The 20559-nt window shown below is 60.5% G+C and carries 21 protein-coding genes; 9 read left to right on the top strand and 12 right to left on the bottom strand.

The window, feature by feature from the left end:
* Positions 1 to 6 precede the first annotated feature (6 nt).
* Genes trpC through ABF859_RS00325 form a run of 5 tightly spaced genes read right to left on the bottom strand, consistent with a single transcriptional unit; the run spans position 7 to position 6035 of the window.
* A complete protein-coding gene (gene trpC, locus ABF859_RS00345) occupies positions 7 to 933 on the bottom strand; it encodes an indole-3-glycerol phosphate synthase TrpC (RefSeq protein ID WP_415525070.1) in 927 nt (308 codons plus the stop codon).
* Complete coding sequence (gene trpD, locus ABF859_RS00340; RefSeq protein ID WP_415525633.1) at positions 930 to 2021, bottom strand: anthranilate phosphoribosyltransferase; 1092 nt, start codon at positions 2019 to 2021, stop codon at positions 930 to 932. Before trpD ends, trpC begins: the two co-directional genes overlap by 4 nt.
* Positions 2018 to 2614, bottom strand: a complete 597-nt coding sequence (locus ABF859_RS00335; protein ID WP_415525068.1) for an anthranilate synthase component II — start codon at positions 2612 to 2614, stop codon at positions 2018 to 2020. The genes trpD and ABF859_RS00335 overlap by 4 nt, the downstream gene beginning before the upstream one ends.
* Before the next feature lie 59 nt (positions 2615 to 2673).
* Positions 2674 to 4086 carry an anthranilate synthase component I gene (gene trpE, locus ABF859_RS00330; protein ID WP_415525066.1) on the bottom strand — a complete coding sequence of 471 codons (1413 nt, stop codon included), beginning with the start codon at positions 4084 to 4086 and terminating at the stop codon, positions 2674 to 2676.
* A complete protein-coding gene (locus tag ABF859_RS00325; RefSeq protein ID WP_415525064.1) occupies positions 4086 to 6035 on the bottom strand; it encodes a peptidyl-prolyl cis-trans isomerase in 1950 nt (649 codons plus the stop codon). Before ABF859_RS00325 ends, trpE begins: the two co-directional genes overlap by 1 nt.
* A 183-nt stretch (positions 6036 to 6218) precedes the next feature.
* On the opposite strand from ABF859_RS00325, the gene tpiA reads away from it, so the two are divergent.
* The 4 genes from tpiA to kdsA all read left to right on the top strand — a co-directional run bounded on the left by tpiA (position 6219) and on the right by kdsA (position 9922).
* On the top strand, positions 6219 to 7034 hold the full coding sequence (gene tpiA, locus ABF859_RS00320; RefSeq protein WP_415525062.1) for a triose-phosphate isomerase: 816 nt from the start codon (positions 6219 to 6221) through the stop codon (positions 7032 to 7034).
* Positions 7031 to 7366, top strand: coding sequence for a preprotein translocase subunit SecG (gene secG, locus ABF859_RS00315; RefSeq protein ID WP_415525060.1), 336 nt, complete (start codon positions 7031 to 7033; stop codon positions 7364 to 7366). Before tpiA ends, secG begins: the two co-directional genes overlap by 4 nt.
* Positions 7367 to 7469: 103 nt before the next feature.
* Positions 7470 to 9101, top strand: a complete 1632-nt coding sequence (locus ABF859_RS00310; RefSeq protein WP_415525058.1) for a CTP synthase — start codon at positions 7470 to 7472, stop codon at positions 9099 to 9101.
* A complete protein-coding gene (kdsA, locus tag ABF859_RS00305) occupies positions 9098 to 9922 on the top strand; it encodes a 3-deoxy-8-phosphooctulonate synthase (RefSeq protein ID WP_415525056.1) in 825 nt (274 codons plus the stop codon). Before ABF859_RS00310 ends, kdsA begins: the two co-directional genes overlap by 4 nt.
* On the opposite strand, the gene ABF859_RS00300 is transcribed toward kdsA, so the two are convergent.
* Positions 9919 to 10395 carry a DUF3429 domain-containing protein gene (locus tag ABF859_RS00300; RefSeq protein ID WP_415525054.1) on the bottom strand — a complete coding sequence of 159 codons (477 nt, stop codon included), beginning with the start codon at positions 10393 to 10395 and terminating at the stop codon, positions 9919 to 9921. The genes kdsA and ABF859_RS00300 overlap by 4 nt on opposite strands.
* Before the next feature lie 101 nt (positions 10396 to 10496).
* On the opposite strand from ABF859_RS00300, the gene eno reads away from it, so the two are divergent.
* Together eno and ABF859_RS00290 are read left to right on the top strand one after the other, a co-directional pair.
* Complete coding sequence (eno, locus tag ABF859_RS00295; protein WP_415525052.1) at positions 10497 to 11777, top strand: phosphopyruvate hydratase; 1281 nt, start codon at positions 10497 to 10499, stop codon at positions 11775 to 11777.
* Between the two features lie 141 nt (positions 11778 to 11918).
* Complete coding sequence (locus ABF859_RS00290) at positions 11919 to 12248, top strand: FtsB family cell division protein (protein WP_415525050.1); 330 nt, start codon at positions 11919 to 11921, stop codon at positions 12246 to 12248.
* Positions 12249 to 12331: 83 nt separating this feature from the next.
* On the opposite strand, the gene rpmG is transcribed toward ABF859_RS00290, so the two are convergent.
* The gene (rpmG, locus tag ABF859_RS00285; RefSeq protein WP_011253780.1) at positions 12332 to 12499 is read right to left on the bottom strand and encodes a 50S ribosomal protein L33; all 168 of its coding nucleotides are present in this window, start codon (positions 12497 to 12499) and stop codon (positions 12332 to 12334) included.
* 304 nt (positions 12500 to 12803) lie between these two features.
* Here rpmG and lexA point away from each other — a divergent pair, with 304 nt between their 5' ends.
* Positions 12804 to 13517 carry a transcriptional repressor LexA gene (gene lexA, locus ABF859_RS00280; RefSeq protein WP_415525048.1) on the top strand — a complete coding sequence of 238 codons (714 nt, stop codon included), beginning with the start codon at positions 12804 to 12806 and terminating at the stop codon, positions 13515 to 13517.
* Between the two features lie 71 nt (positions 13518 to 13588).
* On the opposite strand, the gene ABF859_RS00275 is transcribed toward lexA, so the two are convergent.
* The 4 genes from ABF859_RS00275 to ABF859_RS00260 all read right to left on the bottom strand — a co-directional run bounded on the left by ABF859_RS00275 (position 13589) and on the right by ABF859_RS00260 (position 18240).
* Positions 13589 to 14194 (bottom strand): hypothetical protein, encoded by a 606-nt coding sequence (locus tag ABF859_RS00275; RefSeq protein ID WP_415525046.1) that lies wholly within the window; start codon positions 14192 to 14194, stop codon positions 13589 to 13591.
* Between the two features lie 102 nt (positions 14195 to 14296).
* Positions 14297 to 14899: a CDP-diacylglycerol--glycerol-3-phosphate 3-phosphatidyltransferase gene (gene pgsA / locus ABF859_RS00270; protein ID WP_415525044.1), complete on the bottom strand. Its 603-nt coding sequence runs from the start codon at positions 14897 to 14899 to the stop codon at positions 14297 to 14299.
* 90 nt (positions 14900 to 14989) lie between these two features.
* The gene (uvrC, locus tag ABF859_RS00265) at positions 14990 to 16927 is read right to left on the bottom strand and encodes an excinuclease ABC subunit UvrC (RefSeq protein WP_415525042.1); all 1938 of its coding nucleotides are present in this window, start codon (positions 16925 to 16927) and stop codon (positions 14990 to 14992) included.
* A gap of 314 nt (positions 16928 to 17241) precedes the next feature.
* Positions 17242 to 18240 (bottom strand): dipeptidase, encoded by a 999-nt coding sequence (locus ABF859_RS00260; RefSeq protein WP_415525040.1) that lies wholly within the window; start codon positions 18238 to 18240, stop codon positions 17242 to 17244.
* A gap of 81 nt (positions 18241 to 18321) precedes the next feature.
* On the opposite strand from ABF859_RS00260, the gene ABF859_RS00255 reads away from it, so the two are divergent.
* Positions 18322 to 19119, top strand: coding sequence for an exodeoxyribonuclease III (locus tag ABF859_RS00255; RefSeq protein ID WP_415525631.1), 798 nt, complete (start codon positions 18322 to 18324; stop codon positions 19117 to 19119).
* Between the two features lie 25 nt (positions 19120 to 19144).
* Here ABF859_RS00255 and ABF859_RS00250 read toward each other — a convergent pair whose 3' ends face one another.
* Positions 19145 to 19879 carry a response regulator transcription factor gene (locus tag ABF859_RS00250; protein ID WP_415525038.1) on the bottom strand — a complete coding sequence of 245 codons (735 nt, stop codon included), beginning with the start codon at positions 19877 to 19879 and terminating at the stop codon, positions 19145 to 19147.
* A 160-nt stretch (positions 19880 to 20039) separates the two neighbouring features.
* On the opposite strand from ABF859_RS00250, the gene ABF859_RS00245 reads away from it, so the two are divergent.
* Complete coding sequence (locus tag ABF859_RS00245; protein WP_415525036.1) at positions 20040 to 20552, top strand: L,D-transpeptidase family protein; 513 nt, start codon at positions 20040 to 20042, stop codon at positions 20550 to 20552.
* Positions 20553 to 20559 lie beyond the last annotated feature (7 nt).

Raw genomic sequence — 20559 nt, 5'->3', positions numbered from 1 at the left:
CCAGCCTCAAACGAAACCCAGCAGACGGCGTGCAGCCACACCCGGATCCGGCTCGCGCAGCAGACTCTCGCCTACCAGCACCGCACTGGCTCCCACCGCGCCGACCTTCATCATGTCATCCTGGGTCCGGATGCCGCTTTCAGACACGACCAGACGATCGGGCGGCACCAGCGGCGCCAGATCGATCGTTGTCTGGATGTCGGTCTTCAGCGTGCGCAGGTTGCGGTTGTTGATCCCGATCAGGAACGTATCCAGAGCCAGCGCCCGGTTCAGTTCGGCCTCGTCATGGACTTCGAGCAGGACATCCATATCCAGGCCGCGGGCAATCGCGATCAGTTCGGAAGCCTGCGTTTCCGTCAGGACCGCCATGATCAGCAGGATGCAGTCCGCCCCGATCAGCCGGCTCTCATGAACCTGCCAGGGGTCGAGAATGAAGTCCTTGCGCAGGATCGGCAGGCTGCACGCTTCCCGTACGGCCCGGATATCATCCGTGCTGCCATGAAAACAGGAGCCTTCCGTCAGGACCGACAGGCAGGTCGCGCCTGCGGCCTGATATTCCTGCGCGATTTCAACCGGATTGTAATCCGGGCGGAGGATACCGGCAGACGGAGATGCTTTCTTGATCTCGGCAATCAGTCCGACCTGCCGGTCTGCCGTAAGATGTTGCAGGGCCTGTCCGAAACCCCGTGTCGGTGTCGTGACTTCCCGTGCCCGCGCCGTAATCTCCTTGAGGGACATGATCTGCGAGCGCTGCTCGATGTCCACCCGGGTTCTGGCGCAGATCCGCGCCAGAACATCACTCCGGTCAGCAGCGGTTTCCGCTTCGGGATCCTTGATGGGAGGGGTGGTCGTTTCCGGCACTTCCGGATCCGGGAACTGTTCCGTTCCCTCAGGCGAATATGTCATCGCCGGTCGATGGTACATGAATGTCATGATCGTCCTGCGTCTGTGGAAGCAATGGAAGGAGCTGACATGCGCGCACGTTCGAGCGCGGCACGGGCAAGACCCCGGTCAATGGAATCCGCCGCCAGTCCTACATTGCGACGGAAAGCCGGCGCGTCAATCACGCCAGCCTTCACGATATCGCCGCGCCCTGCCACATGCAGGGCCGCAGCGGCGTTGAGAAGAACCGTGTCGCGGTAGGCGCCCCGGGCGCCATCGAGCAGGGAAACCAGTGCGGCCGCATTGGCCCGCGCATCCCCGCCCCGGAGGGCTGAAATCGGTGCGGCAGTCAGGCCGGCCATGTCCGGTTCGATCCCGAATGAAAAAAGAGTGTCTTTTTCCCAGGCCGAAACCTGCGACGGACCCGCCAGCGTCAGTTCGTCGCTGCCGCCTTCTTCGGTTGAGCCGTGCACGACCCACACTGAAAGGCTGCCCAGTGCCCCAAGCGCCCGCGCTACGGGCTCACACCAGCGTTCGTCAAACACGCCAATCAACTGATGGCGCACCTGCGCGGGGTTGCACAGAGGTCCAAGCAGATTGAACAGCGTCCGGAAACCCAGAGCTTTGCGGACCGGAGCAGCATGGCGCATGGCTGGGTGATGCTGGGGGGCTGCCAGAAAGACCAGCCCGTCTTCCCGCAACCGCCGTCCCTGAAGCTCCAGATTATCGGTGGGCGGAATACCCAGAACTTCCAGAACATCGGTCGCCCCCGTCGCGGAGGACAGGGCGCGGTTACCATGTTTGGCTACAGGCACGCCGAGCCCCGCCAGCACGAAAGCCACAGCGGTCGAGACGTTCAGCGTCTTCAGGCCATCTCCACCCGTTCCGCACACATCAATCGCACCGACTGGTACATCCGGCAGAACCGTCATGTGATGGCGAACGGCCTGAACGGCCCCGGTCAGTTCGGCGAAGGTCTCCCCACGCAGCTTCAGCGCGGTCAGGAAAGCGGAAAGCCTTACGGGATCAACCTCTCCTGCCATGATGGCATGGAAAGCGCTTTCCGCTTCATGACTGTCGAGTATGTGCCCCGAGGCTACCTTGTGCAGGAGCGCCGTGAAATCCGCACGCACCGTCAGGCGGCCTGCGACGTGAGGAGCGGGATCCCCGCAATCTTCAGAAAGTTGGCCAGAAGATCCCGTCCCGCCACGGAAGCAATGCTCTCCGGATGGAACTGCACGCCATGCACGGGATAATCGCGATGATGCACGCCCATGATGACGCCGTCTTCCGTGCGCGCATTGACCACGAGCGTCTCGGGAATGCTGTCGGGCGCAAGAGTCAGGCTGTGATAGCGCACCACGTCCACCGGATCGGGCAGTCCCGCAAACACGCCCGTCCCGTCATGATGGACCGCACTGATCTTGCCGTGCATCGGCACGGGCGCGCGTACGACTTCGGCGCCAAAGACCTGCCCGATCGCCTGATGGCCGAGGCATACGCCAAAAACCGGCACCTTCCCCGCAGCCGCCTGGATCAGGTCACAGCAGATCCCGGCTTCGGCAGGCGCACCAGGGCCAGGCGAGATCACGATCGCCGACGGATTAAGCGCCAGAGCCTCGTCGACACCCAGCGCGTCATTGCGCCGCACATCACACTCAACCCCAAGTGCGCCCAGATGGTGGACGATGTTGAAGGTGAAGCTGTCGTAATTGTCGATGAGAAGGATCATGGCAACAGAATGACCTTCGCGTTCCTTTTCGTCAAATACATCACGTTCGCAGGGCTCCGTCAGGCTTTCGCGGCCGTTTCAACCGCGATTTCCGCCGCCCGGAACAAGGCGCGGGCCTTCGCCTGCGTCTCACGGAACTCGGCATTCGGATCACTGTCCGCCACGACGCCACATCCGGCCTGCACATACATGTTCCCATCCTTGAGAACGGCCATGCGTAACCCGATGCAGGTGTCCATTTCCCCATCCGCACCGAAATATCCGACACAGCCCGAATATGGTCCGCGGCGCGTCGGTTCCAGTTCGTCAATGATTTCCATGGCGCGGATCTTGGGGGCGCCCGTCAGGGTCCCGGCCGGGAAAGCTGCGACAAGCGCATCCATCGCCGTTTTGCCGTCCTTGATGCGTCCGGTTACGGTCGAGGAAATATGCATCACATGGCTGTAACGCTCGACGACGAACTTCTCCGGCACCTCGACAGTTCCGAGCTGTGAGACGCGGCCTACATCGTTGCGTCCCAGATCGATCAGCATCAGATGCTCGGCCAGTTCCTTGCGGTCGGCCAGAAGTTCCTTTTCCAGCGCCAGATCCTCTTTGCGGTCGGCCCCACGCGGACGTGTGCCCGCCAGCGGACGTACCGTGACCTCGCCATTCCGCAGACGCACGAGAATTTCCGGAGAAGACCCGACCAGCGCGTAATCCTCAAGCTCCATCACGAACAGGAACGGCGCCGGATTGACGCGGCGCAGGCTGCGATAGAGCGAGAGCGGTGACAGCGGGAATGGCGTCGTAAACCGCTGGCTCGGCACGATCTGGAACGCATCGCCTGCGGCAATATAATCCTGCGCCTTGCGAACATGATCTTCGAACTGCTGCTGCGTCATGTTCGAGACCGGCGACGCCAGTTCCGTCCCGGCAGGCAGCGTCTCGCGGGTCTCTCCCAAAGGAGCCGCCAGAGCCGCCCGTGCCTGATCCAGAAGCGCGTGCGCCTCCGCATCCGTCGTCTTGCCGCGTACCGGCACGGCCAGTGTCAGCTCGTCCCGCACGGAATCGAACACTGCAAACAGGCGAGGCCGGATCATGATCCCTTCCGGCAGCCCCAGATCGTTCACCGGGGCGTTCGGCAGGCGCTCCATCTGGCGCACCATGTCATAACCCAGAACGCCGAACACGCCGCCGATCATGGGAGGTATCCCGGTGGGAAGCTCCATCTGGCTCTCGTCCACGATGGTCTTCAGTGTCTCGAGAGGCACGCCACCGAGGGGCTTTCCATCCAGTGTCACCTTCCCGTCCCGGCACTTCCAGACCAGATCCGGCAGGAGGGCGATTACGGAATAACGCCCGCGTGCCGCTCCCCCTTCCACGCTCTCAAGCAGCAGCCGGTACGGATCGGCCGACAGCTTCGAAAGCCGGAGAAAAGCCGAGACAGGTGTCAGGAGATCGGCAGCCTCGATGCTGTAGACGATACCCATCACTGAGCTCCGCTGGCTGCTGCCGGAGCACTCGCCGGCGTGGCCGCACTCACGACCTGGTTGTAGAGCGCCATGTTGATATGCGAGGGCGGAACCGCCTTCTCCATGGCAGCATTCATCGCAACCGGAATGTCGGAGCGCATGGACTGGAGATATTCGTCCGAAAGCTGGCTGCCCAGGCTCTTCATATCGTCTGCCGAAGCGGGTTTGTCCGCCGTTACGTTGACCAGCCAGAACGCATCCGGCGTCTCGAACATGCCGGTCGTGCCCGGCTTGAGACCGAACACCCCCCGAAGGACGTTCTGGGGCAAGCTCTGATCCGGATGAACCCGCGACACGGCGACGTCCTGACGCAGGGCAGAGGCTTCCGCCTGTCCCTCAAGGGCCTTGCGCAGTGTTGCGGCCTTGGCGGCATTGAACAGTGCGGTGGCGCGCAGATCGGCGGCATGGCGTTTCTGATCCGCTGTCCAGGCCTGTACGACCTGATCGCGTACGCTGTCGAACGGCTTGAGCGTGCCCGGGTGAACCTCATCGACGAGCAGCGAGAACGCCGTACCGTTCGGTCCATTGACGACCGTGGGCTGCGCGCCCTTGGACTGGGTGAAGATCTGGTGGATGATCGCCTGACGCAGCGCCGCATCGCCCGGGATCGGCGCGGGCAGGCCATCCTGCGTCATGCCATTGGAGTCCAGCGTGCCGGCAGCCGGAACGGCACCCAGATCACTGGGGATCTGCTCCAGCGTCGAAGACCCCGCGACCGCATCCTGAAACTGCTTCAGGCGCGCCTGAAGGGCCTCTCCCGCTTCCTGTTTCTGGATCTGCGCTTTCAGATCGTTTTTCGCCTGCTCGAACGTCGTCTTATGGGGGGCTGCAATCGCCGTGATGTTGAACACGACCCAGCCCATCCCTGTCTTTTCCGGACCGGAAATACGGTCCGCCGGAGCCGCGAAGGCTGCCCTGGCGAGTTCCGGGTTCGGGATGTCGCTCTGGCGGACGGATGGCAGCGCAACAGCCGCCGTATCAGGGAACTTCTTCTGGATGTCGTCCCAGGATGCTCCGCCCTTCCAGGCCGTCGCGGCGGCCTCGGCCTTCGCCTGATCCGTGAATGTCAGAACCTGAAGCGTGCGTGTTTCAGGCACATCGTAGGTCCGTGCCTGAAAATCATAGAAACGGTGAAGGACGTCGTCCGGAACCTCGATCGTCTTTGCAACGCTCTCCGGCGTCATGACGACCATTTTTGCATGACGGTATTCCGTCGTACGGAACATCTGCGGGTGGTTGTCATAGAAGCGGTGAAGCTGATCGTCCGTAGGCGCTGCTGCCACGACACCGCTCGCAAACGGGATCTGAACGAGATCGAACACGCGCTGACTGGCATCGAAAGAGAGCATCCGCTCCGTCAGCGAAGACGGCGCGACAACGGACTGGCCCATACCCTGCAGAAGCCCGCGTGAGGCAATGTCCTCGCGGATGGCCTGAAGCAGCTTGCCTTCGGAAAGCCCGATCCGTGTCAGGCGGTCATTGAAGACGCCCCGATCAAACTGTCCGGCAGCATTATGAAAAGCCGGAATGGAAAAGACTTCCTGCCGGACCAGTTCGTCAGGCACCACCATGCCGGCGCGGCTCGCCGCAAGCTGGGTCTCGTTCTGGATCACAAGATTTTGAAGGGTCTGCCGTGCGATCTGCTCGACTTCACCCTTTGGCAGTTTGGATGGATCGGCGAGCCCGATCCGCTTTGCAACGGCAGGGAGCTGCGCCGAAAGCGCGCGGCTGAAATCGTCCGGCGTGATGCTGCGGTCACCAACGCGCACGACTTCGTTGGAGCTTGCCGTGCCCATGTTGGAGTACACATCCCCCACGCCCCAGCCAATAAAGGCCAGAAAGATCAGCAGCGCGGCGGCACGGCCGGCCCAGGAGTCAACAAAGAGGTGGCGGAGCGTGGTAATCATAGGGTCAGGGCAGATCCGGATGACGGGATGGTGCGGACACGGAAGGCCCGCTAGAACTTGCGGCACCATAATGTCGTGAGAACGGCTTGACCAGAAGCAGACCGGAACGAGATCTGTCGTTTGGTGTTCTGTTGGTTCGGAGGCTGCGATAACGCTGCCATTTCGCAGGTCCCCTTCAGGACGATGCAAGGAGGAAAAGTGCCCCCATTACCCAGGCTTGTCGTAGGAAACTGGAAGATGCACGGACTGCGCGAGCAGTCCACCCGTCTGGCCCGTGCCATCTCTGAAGGTGCGCAGTCCCTTCCCGATGATGTCCGGCTCGTCCTGTGCCCGCCCTTCACGCAGCTCGCCAGCGTGCATGGGATCATCAGCGCAGCCGGACCTGAAACACCTGTGTATCTTGGGGCGCAGGACTGTCATACGACGTCCTCCGGCGCCCACACCGGAGACATCTCGGCCGAAATGCTGGCCGATCTCGGGGTCCGCTACGTCATTCTTGGCCATTCCGAGCGCCGGCAGGCCCATGGTGAGACCGATGCCCTGATCCGGCGCAAGGTCGAGGCTGCCGAGGCGGCGGGCCTTATTCCCGTCGTCTGTATCGGCGAGACGATGGAGGAGCGTCTGGAAGGCCGGACGACCACCGTACTGGCCACGCAGGTCGAAGGTTCCCTGACGGATGGCTTCAATGGCGTTCTGGCCTATGAGCCCGTCTGGGCCATCGGCAGCGGCACCGTTCCGCCGATCGACGAGCTTGAGAGGACCCTCTCCCTGCTGCACGGACTGTTGCAGTCCCGTCTCAAGATGGATGACATTCACGTCCCGATCCTGTATGGCGGCTCCGTAACACCGGCTCAGGCGCCGACCATTCTTTCCATCGGGTCGCTTGGAGGGGTGCTGGTGGGCAGTGCCAGCCTGGAGGCGAAAAGCTTCCTGCGCATTGCCGAAGCAGCATCGCTCCGCCTGTCGTCCCAACCATTGTCCGGACCCTATCGTTCATGACCACTTTTCTGCTTGCTCTCAACCTGCTGGTCACACTGGCGCTGATCGGGGTGATCCTCATCCAGCGCAGCGAAGGCGGCGGCCTCGGCATCGGCAGTGGCCAGGGCATGGGCTCCTTCATGAGTGGCCGCGGAACCGCAACGCTGCTGACGCGCGCCACCTCCGTCCTCGCCGGCATCTTCATGCTGCTGTGCCTGGTGCTGGCCGTCATGAACCGTGGCGCTTCCTCCGGCGTCGGTTCGCATGACATTCTGGCCGAGCCGCCTGCCGCTACCCAGACGACCACAACCCCGGCCGCGCCTGCCGCTCCGGCGTCCACGCCCGCTCACTGATCGGCCCCGAAGATCCCCGCTCAAACTTTTTAACGGGGATCTTTCTTACAGACGCGTCTCTTCGCTTCCCCTGCCCTAGGTCGGCAGTGTATGAAGACCGCCCATGACGCGTTTCGTATTCATCACCGGCGGTGTGGTATCTTCTCTCGGCAAGGGCATCGCTTCAGCGGCCCTTGCTGCTCTCCTCCAGGCGCGCGGATACAAGGTCCGCATGCGCAAACTGGACCCCTATCTCAACGTGGATCCGGGCACCATGAGCCCGTACCAGCATGGTGAGGTGTTCATTACCGATGACGGGGCGGAAACCGACCTCGATCTCGGTCACTATGAACGCTTCACGGGCGTACACGCGTCACGTGCTGACAACACCACGACGGGCCGGATCTATTCGGATGTGATCGCCCGCGAACGCCGCGGCGATTATCTGGGCGGGACCGTGCAGGTCATCCCGCACATCACTGACGCCATCAAGGACGTCGTGGTCACGGGTACCGAAGACTATGATTTCGTGCTCGTGGAAATCGGCGGGACGGTCGGTGATATCGAGAGCCTTCCGTTCCTCGAAGCCATCCGTCAGCTTCGCAATGATCTCGGGCATGCCCAGACCATGTGCGTGCACCTGACCCTCCTGCCCTACATCCCGGCAGCCGGCGAGCTCAAGACCAAGCCGACGCAGCATTCCGTCAAGGAACTCCAGAACGTCGGCATCCAGCCGCAGATGCTGCTGTGTCGTTCGGATCGTCCCATCCCGGACAACGAGCGTCAGAAGATCGCCAATTTCTGTAATGTCCGTTCGGAAGCCGTTATTGCAGCGCTCGACGTGGACACGATCTATGCCTGCCCCATTTCCTATCACAACGAGGGAATGGATCAGGAAGTCCTGCGCTATTTCGGCCTGCCTTATGACAGCAAGCCGGATCTCTCGCGTTGGGAGAAAATCGTCCATGCGATTCGCGAACCCGAAGGCGAAGTCCGCGTGGCTATCGTCGGCAAGTACACGGCCCTGCTCGACAGCTACAAGTCACTGGCCGAAGCTCTGCTGCATGGTGGCATCGCCAACCATGTGAAGGTGAAGCTCGACTGGATCGAATCGGAAGAGTTCGAAAAGCATGGCAACATCGCCGAACGTCTGAAGGATGCGGATGCCATCCTCGTTCCGGGCGGATTCGGCGAGCGCGGCGCGGAAGGCAAGATCCAGGCCGTCCGTTATGCCCGCGAGAACAATATCCCGTTCCTGGGTATCTGCTTCGGTATGCAGATGGCCGTGATCGAATGTGCGCGCTCGCTGGCCGGTCTTCCCAAAGCTTCCTCCACCGAGTTCGGCCCGACAGACGAACCGCTGGTCGGCCTGATGACCGAATGGGCCCGGGGCAGCGAACTGCTCCGTCGTCGCGAAGGCGGCGATCTGGGTGGCACGATGCGTCTGGGTGCCTATCCGGCCAAGCTGGTTCCGGGCTCCCGCGTGGCTGAAATCTACGGCCGTACGGAAATCCGCGAGCGCCATCGTCACCGCTGGGAGGTCAACGCGCACTATAAGGACCGTCTAGAAAAGACGGGCTTGCGCTTCTCTGGCCTCTCACCTGACGGTGTGCTGCCGGAAGTGGTGGAATATCCTGACCACGCCTGGTTCGTGGCGGTGCAGTACCATCCGGAACTGCTTTCCAAGCCTTTCGACCCGCATCCGCTGTTCGCAGGCTTCATCGCCGCGGCCGTCAAGGAGGCTCACCGCAAGTGAGCTTCCGGATCGGAGACCTTACGGTCGCTCAGGATCAGCCCTTCACGCTGATCGCTGGCCCCTGCCAGATCGAATCCCGCGAGCATGCGACGGAGATGGCCGATGCCATCTCCGCTCTCTGTCGTGAGCTAGGAATCGGGCTGATCTATAAAAGCAGCTTCGACAAGGCCAATCGCAGTTCGGTCAACGCCGCGCGTGGCGTGGGCATGGACGCCGGTCTGGAGATCCTTGCCGGTATCCGTGAGCGCTTCGGTGTCCCTGTCCTGACAGATGTGCACACTGCTGAGCAGTGCGCGCCTGCGGCTCAGGCCGTGGATGTGCTTCAGATCCCGGCCTTCCTGTGTCGTCAGACGGATCTGCTGCTGGCGGCCGGTGAGACAGGCCGCGCCATCAACATCAAGAAGGGCCAGTTCCTCGCACCGTGGGACATGGGCAATGTTGCGGCCAAGATCGCCTCCACCGGCAATGAGCGCATCATGCTCTGCGACCGTGGTACTAGCTTTGGCTACAATACTCTTGTGAGTGACATGCGCGGGCTGCCGATCATGGCGCAGACGGGTTATCCTGTCGTGTTCGACGCAACCCACTCGGTGCAGCAGCCGGGTGGTCTCGGTGCGTCAACGGGCGGGCAGCGCGAGTTCGTCGAGCCGCTTGCCCGCGCGGCCCTCTCCATCGGTGTGGCGGCTGTCTTCATCGAAACACATCAGGACCCGGACCACGCCCCAAGCGACGGTCCGACCATGGTGCCGCTCAGCGAAATGCGTGGTCTCCTGACGCGCCTGAAAGCGTTCGACGCCCTCGCGAAGTCCTTTCTGGCCTAAGTGCCGGAAGGCGCCAGAGCCGCCAGAAACAGGCTCAGCACCACGACAGCCGTAAGACCTGCCCGAAGCGGCAGATAGCCTGGGGGAAGCGCTCCTTTCCTCCAGGCCTCCCGTTCCACCAGGAATGTTCCCACAAAGCCGATGATTTCCAGTCCGAAACCTGCGCGGACATGCCCCAGCACGCCCACACAAAGGGCCAGCCATGCCCAGAGTGCAGGACAGACGCCCAGAATGAGACGCTGACGGTCCCGCTGCGACGTCCCTCCGACCGTGATGATGTCCGGCCGTTCCATGGCCAGCCCCCAGTGTACGGCGCCCAGAAATGACAGGATGCAGGCCCCGTACGACAGCAGAATGATTTTCAGATGCGGCAATGGGGTGAACAGTCCGGCCAGGAAGATCCAGCCCCCGAGCGTCATGAAGGGGATCAGTCCGGCAATGCCAAGCACGAAAACGGGAAAAGGAAGGCGCATGTCGTCGTTGACCTCACGGCGTGATTTTGAGACTTGAAATAGCTGTTTCATTCCGAACGGTCACGAGCCACCCCGGTTCACGTATTCCAGGAGAGCTTCCATTGAGCGCCATTGTTGATATCACCTCCCGCGAAATCCTGGACAGCCGCGGCAATCCTACCGTTGAGGTGGAGGTCGAGCTGTCCTCCGGTGCCCGCGGCCGCGCTGCTGTCCCGTCTGGTGCCTCTACAGGCGCCCATGAAGCCGTGGAGCTGCGCGATGGTGACAAGTCCCGCTACGGCGGCAAAGGCGTCCTGAAGGCGTGCAGCCACGTCGAAAACGATATCCTTGAAGTTCTCCAGGGTGCCGAATCGGAAGATCAGATCGCCATCGACAACGCGATGATCGATCTGGACGGAACGCCGAACAAATCCCGTCTGGGCGCGAATGCCATCCTCGGCGTTTCCCTCGCCGTCGCCAAGGCAACGGCCGAGGAACTGGAACTGCCGCTGTACCGCTATGTCGGTGGCGCCTATTCCCATCTCCTGCCAGTGCCGATGATGAATATCGTCAATGGCGGCGAGCATGCCGACAACCCGATCGATATCCAGGAATTCATGATCCAGCCGGTTGGCGCGCCGACAGTTGCAGACGCCATCCGTATGGGCTCGGAAATCTTCGCACGCCTGAAGAAAGGTCTGTCTGAAGCCGGTTACAACACCAATGTCGGCGATGAAGGCGGCTTCGCACCGAATCTAAAGTCTGCTGATGAAGCTCTTGGATTTATTGCAAAATCCGTTGAGGCCGCCGGCTACAAACTCGGTGAGGATGTGACCTTCGCACTCGACTGTGCCGCCACCGAATTCTATGCGGATGGCCGCTACAACCTCAAGGGCGAAGGCAAGGAGTTCGATGCCTCGGGCATGATTTCCTACCTTGAAGATCTGGCCAATCGCTACCCGATCGTCTCGATCGAGGACGGTCTGGCGGAAGATGACTGGGAAGGCTGGACAGAGCTCACGACCCGTCTGGGCAAGAAGCTCCAGCTCGTCGGTGACGACCTCTTCGTAACCAACCCCGAGCGCCTGCGTCGCGGCATCAAGGCCGGTACGGGCAACGCCCTGCTCGTGAAGGTCAATCAGATCGGCACGCTGACGGAGACGCTTGAAGCCGTCGAAACCGCTCACAAGGCCGGTTATGCCTGCGTCATGAGCCACCGTTCGGGCGAGACGGAAGATTCCGTTATTGCCGATCTCGCCGTCGCCACCAACTGCGGTCAGATCAAGACGGGTTCCCTCTCCCGTTCCGATCGGACAGCCAAGTACAATCAGCTGATCCGCATCGAGCAGCAGCTTGGCAGTGCAGCCCGATATGCTGGTCGCAGCATCCTCAGGAACTCCTGAAAACGGAGCGACTGCCTCATTCCTTTGTTGGATGAGGCAGTCATTTCTTTCCACCACGAAAAGATATCCATATCGTTCATTGTCTGGTCACAGATGACTGATATAGGATTGGAAAGTCTCTCAGAACGGAGTTTGCACGACGTGACACTGGTCCGACTTATCAAGCGTGGTGTCCGCGCCGTAGCTCCTCCGGCGTTTTTCCTGTCCCTGACTGTCTATTTTGGCTGGAATGCCCTTCATGGCGCTCATGGCATTCACGCCTATCAGGAACAGACCCAGCTTCAGAAAGACGCCATTCAGGCAAAGCAGGACGCCGAAGACGAACAGAACGTCTGGCGTCGTCGCGTAGTCGCTCTCAAGGAAAAGGCGCTGGACGCTGACATGCTTGACGAGCGTGCCCGCGCCACGATGAACCTGACTCGCAGCGGTGATCTGGTCGTTCCTTACGGCCCCCATGACAAGCTGTTCTGATCTGCGGTCCGGGCAGCTGGTTCTGTAGACACAAAAAAAGCGGCCCGAAGGCCGCTTTTTTCATGAAGACTGTCGAAACGGTCTTACTTGATCTTGGCTTCGCGGAACACGACGTGCTTGCGTGCGACCGGGTCGTACTTGCGCACTTCCATCTTCCCCGTAGCGGAACGGGCATTCTTCTTCGTCACGTAGAAGTAGCCGGTTTCGGCTGACGAAACGAGCCGGATCTGAATAACGTTGCTCTTTCCCATGATACCCTCGGGCTTTCGCCATACTGATGCCGCTCGAAGGTGTCGATGCAGCATGTTGATCTCTAGATTGGGCGCACCATGCTGATTTGTGCCCCAAAGGTCAAGGGCTTCGCGTACGATTTCGCAGTTTTCCTCTGGTTTCAATAGCTTCGTCCTGAAGAAATCTCATCAGAGGTCTGTGTGCTCCCCTCTCTTTTGCTTGTGAGGCAACAGACAGGAACCTATAAGGAACAAATGCGGGGTGCATCTTCATTCTGCACCTCATTTTCGACCTGCCTCCGCCGAGGCGCATGGGAGCGCCTGTATGCTGACCCGCAAGCAGCACCAGCTTTTGCTATATATTGACGACCACCTTCGCCGGACGGGATATTCTCCTTCTTTCGATGAAATGAAGGATGCTCTCGAACTGCGTTCGAAGTCGGGCATCCATCGTCTGATTTCCGCTCTGGAAGAGCGTGGTTTCCTGCGCCGTCACCATCACCGTGCCCGCGCGCTCGAAGTGCTGCGTCTGCCTCATATGGGAACCGAGGCCCCTGCTGCCCCCGCAGGAACGGCTTTTGTCCCTGCTGTCATCAGCCAGGGGCAAACCGAGCTTGAAGGGGCCTTCTCCGAAGCGGGTATCGCCAATGACCGTCAGACCGTCAGCATTCCCCTTTACGGTCGCATCGCAGCCGGCCTGCCGATCGAGGCCATGCAGGATGACAGCGACCGGATTGAGGTTCCCATTTCCCTTCTGGGCACCGGGGAACATTACGCGCTAACTGTTGCTGGCGATTCAATGATTGAGGCAGGGATTCTGGATGGTGATATCGCCATCATCCGCCGACGCGAGACGGCCGAAAACGGGCAGATCATCGTCGCCCTGATCGACGAACAGGAAGTGACGCTCAAGAAACTGCGCCGTCGTGGCTCGATGATTGCGCTTGAAGCCGCCAACCGGGAATACGAAACCCGCATTTTCCCGGCGGAACGCGTTCATATCCAGGGACGACTGGTCGCGCTTTTCCGCCAGTACTGAAAAACCGACACTGGCGGAGCAATTCTGGCGGCCTTGAGGGCCGCCAGCAGGAAGATCGTCCGGCAGCCGGATTATCTCGGAGCCGCTGGAGTCCCCCGAACAACCTTTACGCTCCCGTCCGGAGCAATCAGCGTACTCGTACCATCGCCATTCGGAATGACGATGGTCTTGCTCGGACTTTTGTTCAGGAAACGGTCGGCGCTATCGGGAACGGAGGATGGAAGGGTCGGTATGATATGGCTGCGGTCCCGACTTACGCCCTGATGCGTATCGGCACTTTCTCCGACTGACATGCTCTGTCCCTGCATGAGCTGCTGGCCGGATGCCCCCAGAGCCCCTTTGCTGCCAATGCCACCCATGAAGTTCTCATCCAGCGCGGCTCCGCCGAAATAGGTTGCGGGATCACCCAGAGCATGACTGAAGGTGCTGTTGGGATTCTCGACGTCCTTGAGGGTCGGAAGCGGCTGGGGAGCGCCGGGCCAGATATTGCCGGTTTCAGGGAAAATCGGAGTTTCGGCGAACTTCTCACCACGCGCGCGGTGTATGTTCTCACTGTCACCGTGGGGACCATTGGGGTTATCGAGTGCATTCCACACCATCGTGTCCCGGATATACTTGCCCATGCCTGAACAGCCGCTCAGAGCGAGAGGTAGTGCCAGCAGAGCGGCCTTCCGCATTTCTTACTCCCACAAGGTCAATAGATGACCTTTAGCGGTCCCTGTAACGGAGCGCCAGATGAAGACAGTCAAAGACATCCACAATTCTACCAGAGAACGACATCAGAAACTGATCTTGGACGATTTACGGGATTGCCCCGCCATGATGCGGGTCAGCCCCGCAGTCAGATAACCCCACCCGCTGATGACTGTCGGAATCACCGAAAGCCAGAGCAGGATCCCGCCGATCAGCGTTGCAGGAAGAAAGGAAAGGCCCAGCATTCTGGCGGCCCCGTCGCCGCCGATCAGAAACCCGAGGGCTACCATCTGGATTCCGGTCTTCCATTTCGCAAGCCGCGTTGACGGCAGCGTCTCCCGCTGGGACGCCATGTATTCCCGCAGACCGCTGACCAGGATTTCCCGGACCATGATGATGATCCCCGCATAAAGCGAGAACACTGGAAGCTGCGTCAGACCTGCCAGCGCCAGCAGAAGCGCGCCTACCAGCAGCTTATCGGCGATGGGGTCCATCATCCGCCCCAGCTCCGAGAGCTGATGCCATCGGCGTGCCAGTGCCCCGTCCAGATAGTCCGTGATGCACGCAGCCGTGTAGACCACGCAGGCAATCACGTTCGCGGTCGGCGAATGCAGGGAGAGCAGCACGACCAGTACGGGAATGGACGCGATACGCAGCAGTGTCAGGATGTTTGGCAGATCTGTCAGCATCGCAGCCAGTCTAGAACAGTTTCCGTCTCTCCGGTATGCGCCAATGTGTCCGCAAAAGATGTATTTTTCGTGTATATTCCATAACACGCTTTAAGGACTGCGATCAGCAGAAGCTGCCTTCTGCACCCATTCCGGATGAAAATGTCCGTATATGGCGGTTGCAGTCCCTGAACTGATACCTGGTGCGTTCTCCAGTTCCTCAAGGCTCGCCTGTCTGACGGATTTTGCCGAGCCGAAGTGATTGAGCAGGGCCTTTTTCCGCGCGGCTCCGATTCCCGGCACATTATCCAGTTCGGAACTCCGCAGTCCCTTGGATCGCCCTGCCCTGTGTGTCGTGATTGCGAATCTGTGGGCTTCGTCACGCAGTCGCTGCAGGTAATAAAGAACAGGATCACGCGGCGGCAGCTGGAACGGCGGCTTCGTCTCCGTGAAGAACCACTCCCGTCCCGCATCCCGATCCGGTCCCTTGGCGATGGCGACGATCGGGATGCCGGACACGCCCATATCCGCAAGAACCTTCCGCACGGCGTTGAACTGCCCGAGTCCGCCGTCGATCAGCAATAGATCCGGCCAGTCTTCCGGGCGTTCTCCATTTTCCGGACGGCGTCCGAAACGGCGTTCCATGACCTCGCGCATCATGCCGAAATCATCTCCGGGCGTGACCGGACCCTTGATCCCGTATTTGCGATAGGCACGCTTGTTGAAGCCTTCCGGTCCGCCCACAACCATCACGCCATAGGGGGCCTGCCCCATGATGTGGGAGTTGTCATAGGTCTCGATACGTTGGGGCGTTTCCGGCAGGCCAAAGACTTCAGCCACACCTTCGAGCAGTTTGCGCTGTCCGGTATTTTCCGCCAGCTTCCGCTCCAGCGCTTCACGGGCATTCAGCGCTGCATGATCGACCACGCTTTTCTTCTCGCCCCGCTGCGGCCTGAGGATCTCGACTTTCTGGCCCCGCCGGATGCTGAGCGCTTCCTCCACAAGCTTCAGTTCCGGAAGCTCGCAGTTTACCAGGATTGTCGGCGGTGGAGGCTTGTTGTCGTAGAACTGGATCATGAAGGCCGACAGCACATCCGCGGCCGTCTCTTCTTCCGCATGCGCAGGATAAAAAGCCCGGTTGCCATTATTCCGGCTGCCACGAATGAAGAAGACCTGGATGCAGCTCTGACCGGCCTCCTGCCAGATGGTCATGATATCCGCATCATTGATCGACGTCGGATTGATCGTGCTCGAGCCCTGAATGCTTGCAAATCCCCGGATCCTGTCCCGGATCGACGCGGCCCGCTCGTAGTTCATCTCCTGTGACGCCTGCTCCATCTCGGCTGCCAGACGCTGCTGCAATTCCGTGCTGTGCCCGGAGAGGAACTGTCGTGCCTCACTGACCAGTTCGGCATAATCAGGCTTGGAGATCCGATCCACACATGGGGCCGAACACCGTTTGATCTGATACAGCAGGCATGGTCGCGTCCTGCTGTTCAGAACCGCGTCAGAGCATGACCGCAGCAGAAAACTGCGCTGGACCAGATTCAGTGTCTGATTGACGGCCCAGGCATTTGCAAACGGTCCCCAGTATGTTGCTCCCTTGACCGGCTTGCCACGCTGCTTGGTGATCTGCGGGAAATCGTGGCTCTCCGTCAGCATCAGCCACGGATAACTCTTGTCGTCGCGCAGCAGGATGTTGAAGCGCGGTTTCATCCGCTTGATGTAGTTGGCTTCGAGAAGCAGCGCGTCAGCTTCCGTCCGTGTGATGACGATCTCCATAGACACCGTCATCGACACCATGCGCCGCAACCGCTCCGGCAACTGGTTGATGCGGGTATAGGACGACACGCGCTTTTTCAGGCTCAGCGCCTTGCCCACATACAGGACCTCTCCCTTGGCGCTCAGCATGCGATACACGCCAGGGCTGTAGGGAATGGTCTTCAGGGCTTCACGGATGGCCTCCACTCCCTGCTTTTCTCCCGCAGGAACAAGGGGTTCGCCATGAGTAGCGGAAAGGTCGGAACGGTGCGGAGGAAGATCGGTCATTCGGCTTCTTCAGTCATCCACTGAACCTGTGGAAAAGTCTGTGGGCTGCTAAGTGACAGAATCATGAAAGCCCCGGTTTGCCAGACCTGCCATCAGATTGCCCAATTTTTAATCATGTTTTGCAAGTTATTGAAAAGACTTGCTTCCTGCTTTGATGTCCTTCCTGTCAGATCCGATCTGAAAGACGGAAAGGTTCGTTAAGCAGCCTGCGAACACTTCGGAAGATCATGGTGGACGAACCGGCTCCTCTTTCATCCCTCATGATCATGTTCTGTTCTTTCCGGGACGGCAGGAGCACCCCCGGATTCCGGTTTTCAGGATTGAACTGCGGCCTCTTCCGCGGTCTCCAGAAGGCGCAGCATGTTACCACCCCAGATGGCAGCAATGTCCGCATCGCTGAACCCGGCCGCCTGAAGCGCCCGCGTCACGTTGGCGGTCTCGGTTGCATCCTTCCAGCCCGGAATCCCACCACCGCCATCGAAGTCGGAGGAGATGCCCACATGCTCCACCCCGATCCGGTCCGCGATATACGCGACATGCCGTACCAGATCCTCGACCGTTCCGCCTCCGCCCTTCTTCAGGAATGACCCCATGGCGGTCACCTGGATCAGGCCACCTGTCTCTTGCAGGCGATCAAGCTGCTCGTCATCCAGATTGCGCGGGTGGTCGCACAGGGCCCGCGCGCAGGAATGGCTGGCGAAAACCGGCGTGCTCGAAACCTCGCTGGCCTGCATCATGGTGGATTTCGCCGCATGCGACACATCAGTGAGAACGCCAGAACGGTTCATTTGCGCGATCGCCTCGCGCCCCAGATCTGACAGGCCGCCATGAAGCGTCTCGGCATCCGCAAGATCCCTGCGCGGGATAGCCGCATCCGCGAGCGCATTATGCCCGTTATGGGTCAGCGTCATGTATCGCACGCCATACCGGCGGGCGAGTTCCGCAATACGTTCCGGGCGTCCACCCAGAGCATGTCCGTTCTCAATCGCCGGGATGACGGCCAGATCATCCGCTTTGTAAGCGGCCCGTACATCTGCCGCAGTTCGGCAGACACGAACGCCCTGTCCACCATCGAGACCGGAAATCACATCCAGCATTCCCTGAACCCGCTCCCATCCGTCGGCATGTCCCGCATCGTCACGCGGGCCCTGCGGAATATACGCGGCAAGACATACGGCCCGCAGACCGCCCTTGCGCGTCTTGGGGACATTCACCTGCCGGGGCGTTTCTTCAGCCCAGGCATCCTCCCGGTCAGGCCAGGGAATATCGATATGGGAATCAAGCGTCAGGAGCGTATCGTGCAGATCAGTCATGGTTCGTTCTAGATCGGACGGGAAGGGCTCGCGCGCAAGAGGGTGCTTGTCAAAACGCCCGATCCGGTCGATCCAGTCCCCATGCGTCTCATCACCTGGAACATCAATTCCCTTCGACTCAGACTGCCTCTGCTGAAGCAGATCGTCGAACAGGAAAACCCGGATATCGTCTGTCTACAGGAAACGAAAGTCCCGGATCCCCTCTTCCCCGCCCAGGCCCTGGCCGAGATGGGGCTCTCTCATCAGGTCTATAAAGGCATGAAGGGCTATAACGGTGTGGCGATCCTGTCGCGGCATCCGCTGCAAGGCGTGGACGGCACGCCCGACTGGTGTACCCGCTCCGATTGTCGGCATGTCGCCGCCAGCATTGCGACCCCGGCCGGCCCGATCCTGCTGCACGATTTCTATGTGCCCGCGGGCGGGGACATCCCGGACCCCGAAGAGAATGAAAAATTTGCTCACAAGCTGGCCTTCGTGGATGAAGCAACCACTTGGTTCACCAGCACACCCCCTGCCCGCAGCATTCTGGTCGGCGATCTCAACATCGCGCCTCTGGAACATGACGTCTGGAGCCACAAACAGCTCCTGAAGATCGTCAGCCATACCCCACCCGAGATCGAACGTCTCAAGGCCTGGATGGCGACGGGATTTCAGGACGCCATGCGCACGATCACACCAGAGCCGGAAAAGCTCTACACATGGTGGTCATACCGCAACAGGGACTGGAAGAAGTCCAACCGTGGACGGCGGCTGGATCATGTCTGGATGACGCCCGACCTCATGCCGGGCCTGCGTAATGTCCGGGTTCTGCAGGACGTGCGAGACTGGACCAGCCCCTCCGATCACGTTCCGGTCATACTGGATTTCGATCCAGCCTGACCCGTCACCCGCCCTGTCAGCCTTCTCAGGCTGACAGGCTATCGGACCCGATGACCCCGCGTCCTTCCGGATCAAGACGATAACCGCCCCCTTCCGTGATCAGCAGCGACGTGCGTGCCGGATCGGGCTCGATCTTCTGCCGCAGCCGATAGATGTGCGTCTCAAGCGTATGGGTGGTGACGGCGGCGTTGTAGCCCCACACCTCGTTCAGGAGAACCTGACGTGCCACCGGACGCTGACCTGCGCGGTAAAGATATTTCAGGATCGCCGCTTCCTTCTCCGTCAGGCGGATCCGACGGTTGCGGGCGGTCTCGATCAGCAGTTTGGCCGACGGGCGGAACGCATATGGACCGATCTCGAACACGGCGTCTTCGCTGTTCTCGAAAATGCGGAGCTGGGCGCGCAGACGGGCCAGCAGCTCACCGATCCGGAACGGCTTGGCGACATAGTCATTGGCGCCGGCATCGAGCCCGCGCACGACATCATGCTCGTCATCGGAGCCCGTCAGGATGATGATCGGCATCCGGACGCCTTCACGGCGCAGCTCGGCGCAGAAATCACGTCCGTCACCGTCAGGAAGGGTAATGTCCAGCAGCATGGCGTCATATCGGGCGCCCGGTTTGGCAAGAAGCTCCCGTGCCATGGCGACGGAGGTCGCCTCGACAGCCTCCAGTTCGCCACCGTGCTGGAGCTGCTCGGCCAGCAGACGACGCAGCGTATCGTCATCGTCTACAACCAGGATGGGGCGGGGACCTGCCATAATAACCTGTCTCGTTCTATCACGACGGAAAAAAGTCACATCCGCAGAGATCGGCGTTCGTAACTTACACATCCAGACTTTCCGTTCCGGCGGGTAAGGAAAGAGCAGAATGCTTGCGGGGCAGACTATGGCAAGTACAGCGGGAAAAGGAAACAGGATTATGGCTAAAGCTATTTTGAAAACCGCTGGAGACCGCGCTTTTCTTCACTTCCAGGGCAAAACCGTTCCGGTTTTGACTGGTCGGCGCGGCCTCTCCCTTGACAAGACCGAGGGAGATCTCTGCACCCCGATCGGAGAGTTGCCACTCAGGCGCATCCTCTATCGCGCCGATCGTACATCCCGCCCGGTTTCCGGCGCTGGATTGCCGATCGAGCCCATCGCTCCGGATGACGGCTGGTGCGATGATCCGACCCATCCCGATTACAACCATGCCGTCACCCTTCCCCATCCCGCGTCCTGCGAAACCCTGTGGCGGGAAGACCATGTTTACGATCTCTGCATTGTGATGGGATGGAACGATACACCAGCCGAGTCGGGACGCGGCTCGGCGATTTTCCTCCACCTCCCTCCCGCCAGCGGCTACACGGAAGGCTGCATCGCCCTGGGAGAAAAAGACCTTCGTGCGTTCCTGCAGGCCGGCCTGTCCCACATCACCGTAGAAAAACCGGCCTAGACACTCT

The organism is Gluconobacter sp. (genome assembly GCF_047722525.1).
In the GTDB taxonomy this organism is placed as follows: domain Bacteria; phylum Pseudomonadota; class Alphaproteobacteria; order Acetobacterales; family Acetobacteraceae; genus Gluconobacter.
The sequence above is the reverse complement of the archived record's forward strand: the minus strand, read 5'-3'. Positions and strand labels throughout refer to the sequence as shown.

Excerpts from the sequence above, each read along its gene's own strand:
- lexA (WP_415525048.1), top strand. The coding sequence starts at position 12,804 with ATGCTGACCCGCAAGCAGCACCAGCTTTTGCTATATATTGACGACCAC.
- trpE (WP_415525066.1), bottom strand. The coding sequence starts at position 4,086 with ATGGGTATCGTCTACAGCATCGAGGCTGCCGATCTCCTGACACCTGTC.
- ABF859_RS00325 (WP_415525064.1), bottom strand. The coding sequence starts at position 6,035 with ATGATTACCACGCTCCGCCACCTCTTTGTTGACTCCTGGGCCGGCCGT.
- rpmG (WP_011253780.1), bottom strand. The coding sequence starts at position 12,499 with ATGGGAAAGAGCAACGTTATTCAGATCCGGCTCGTTTCGTCAGCCGAA.
- ABF859_RS00335 (WP_415525068.1), bottom strand. The coding sequence starts at position 2,614 with ATGATCCTTCTCATCGACAATTACGACAGCTTCACCTTCAACATCGTC.
- tpiA (WP_415525062.1), top strand. The coding sequence starts at position 6,219 with ATGCAAGGAGGAAAAGTGCCCCCATTACCCAGGCTTGTCGTAGGAAAC.
- ABF859_RS00300 (WP_415525054.1), bottom strand. The coding sequence starts at position 10,395 with ATGCGCCTTCCTTTTCCCGTTTTCGTGCTTGGCATTGCCGGACTGATC.
- ABF859_RS00250 (WP_415525038.1), bottom strand. The coding sequence starts at position 19,879 with ATGGCAGGTCCCCGCCCCATCCTGGTTGTAGACGATGACGATACGCTG.
- ABF859_RS00255 (WP_415525631.1), top strand. The coding sequence starts at position 18,322 with ATGCGTCTCATCACCTGGAACATCAATTCCCTTCGACTCAGACTGCCT.
- trpC (WP_415525070.1), bottom strand. The coding sequence starts at position 933 with ATGACATTCATGTACCATCGACCGGCGATGACATATTCGCCTGAGGGA.
- ABF859_RS00245 (WP_415525036.1), top strand. The coding sequence starts at position 20,040 with ATGGCTAAAGCTATTTTGAAAACCGCTGGAGACCGCGCTTTTCTTCAC.
- uvrC (WP_415525042.1), bottom strand. The coding sequence starts at position 16,927 with ATGACCGATCTTCCTCCGCACCGTTCCGACCTTTCCGCTACTCATGGC.
- secG (WP_415525060.1), top strand. The coding sequence starts at position 7,031 with ATGACCACTTTTCTGCTTGCTCTCAACCTGCTGGTCACACTGGCGCTG.
- pgsA (WP_415525044.1), bottom strand. The coding sequence starts at position 14,899 with ATGCTGACAGATCTGCCAAACATCCTGACACTGCTGCGTATCGCGTCC.
- ABF859_RS00310 (WP_415525058.1), top strand. The coding sequence starts at position 7,470 with ATGACGCGTTTCGTATTCATCACCGGCGGTGTGGTATCTTCTCTCGGC.
- ABF859_RS00275 (WP_415525046.1), bottom strand. The coding sequence starts at position 14,194 with ATGCGGAAGGCCGCTCTGCTGGCACTACCTCTCGCTCTGAGCGGCTGT.
- ABF859_RS00260 (WP_415525040.1), bottom strand. The coding sequence starts at position 18,240 with ATGACTGATCTGCACGATACGCTCCTGACGCTTGATTCCCATATCGAT.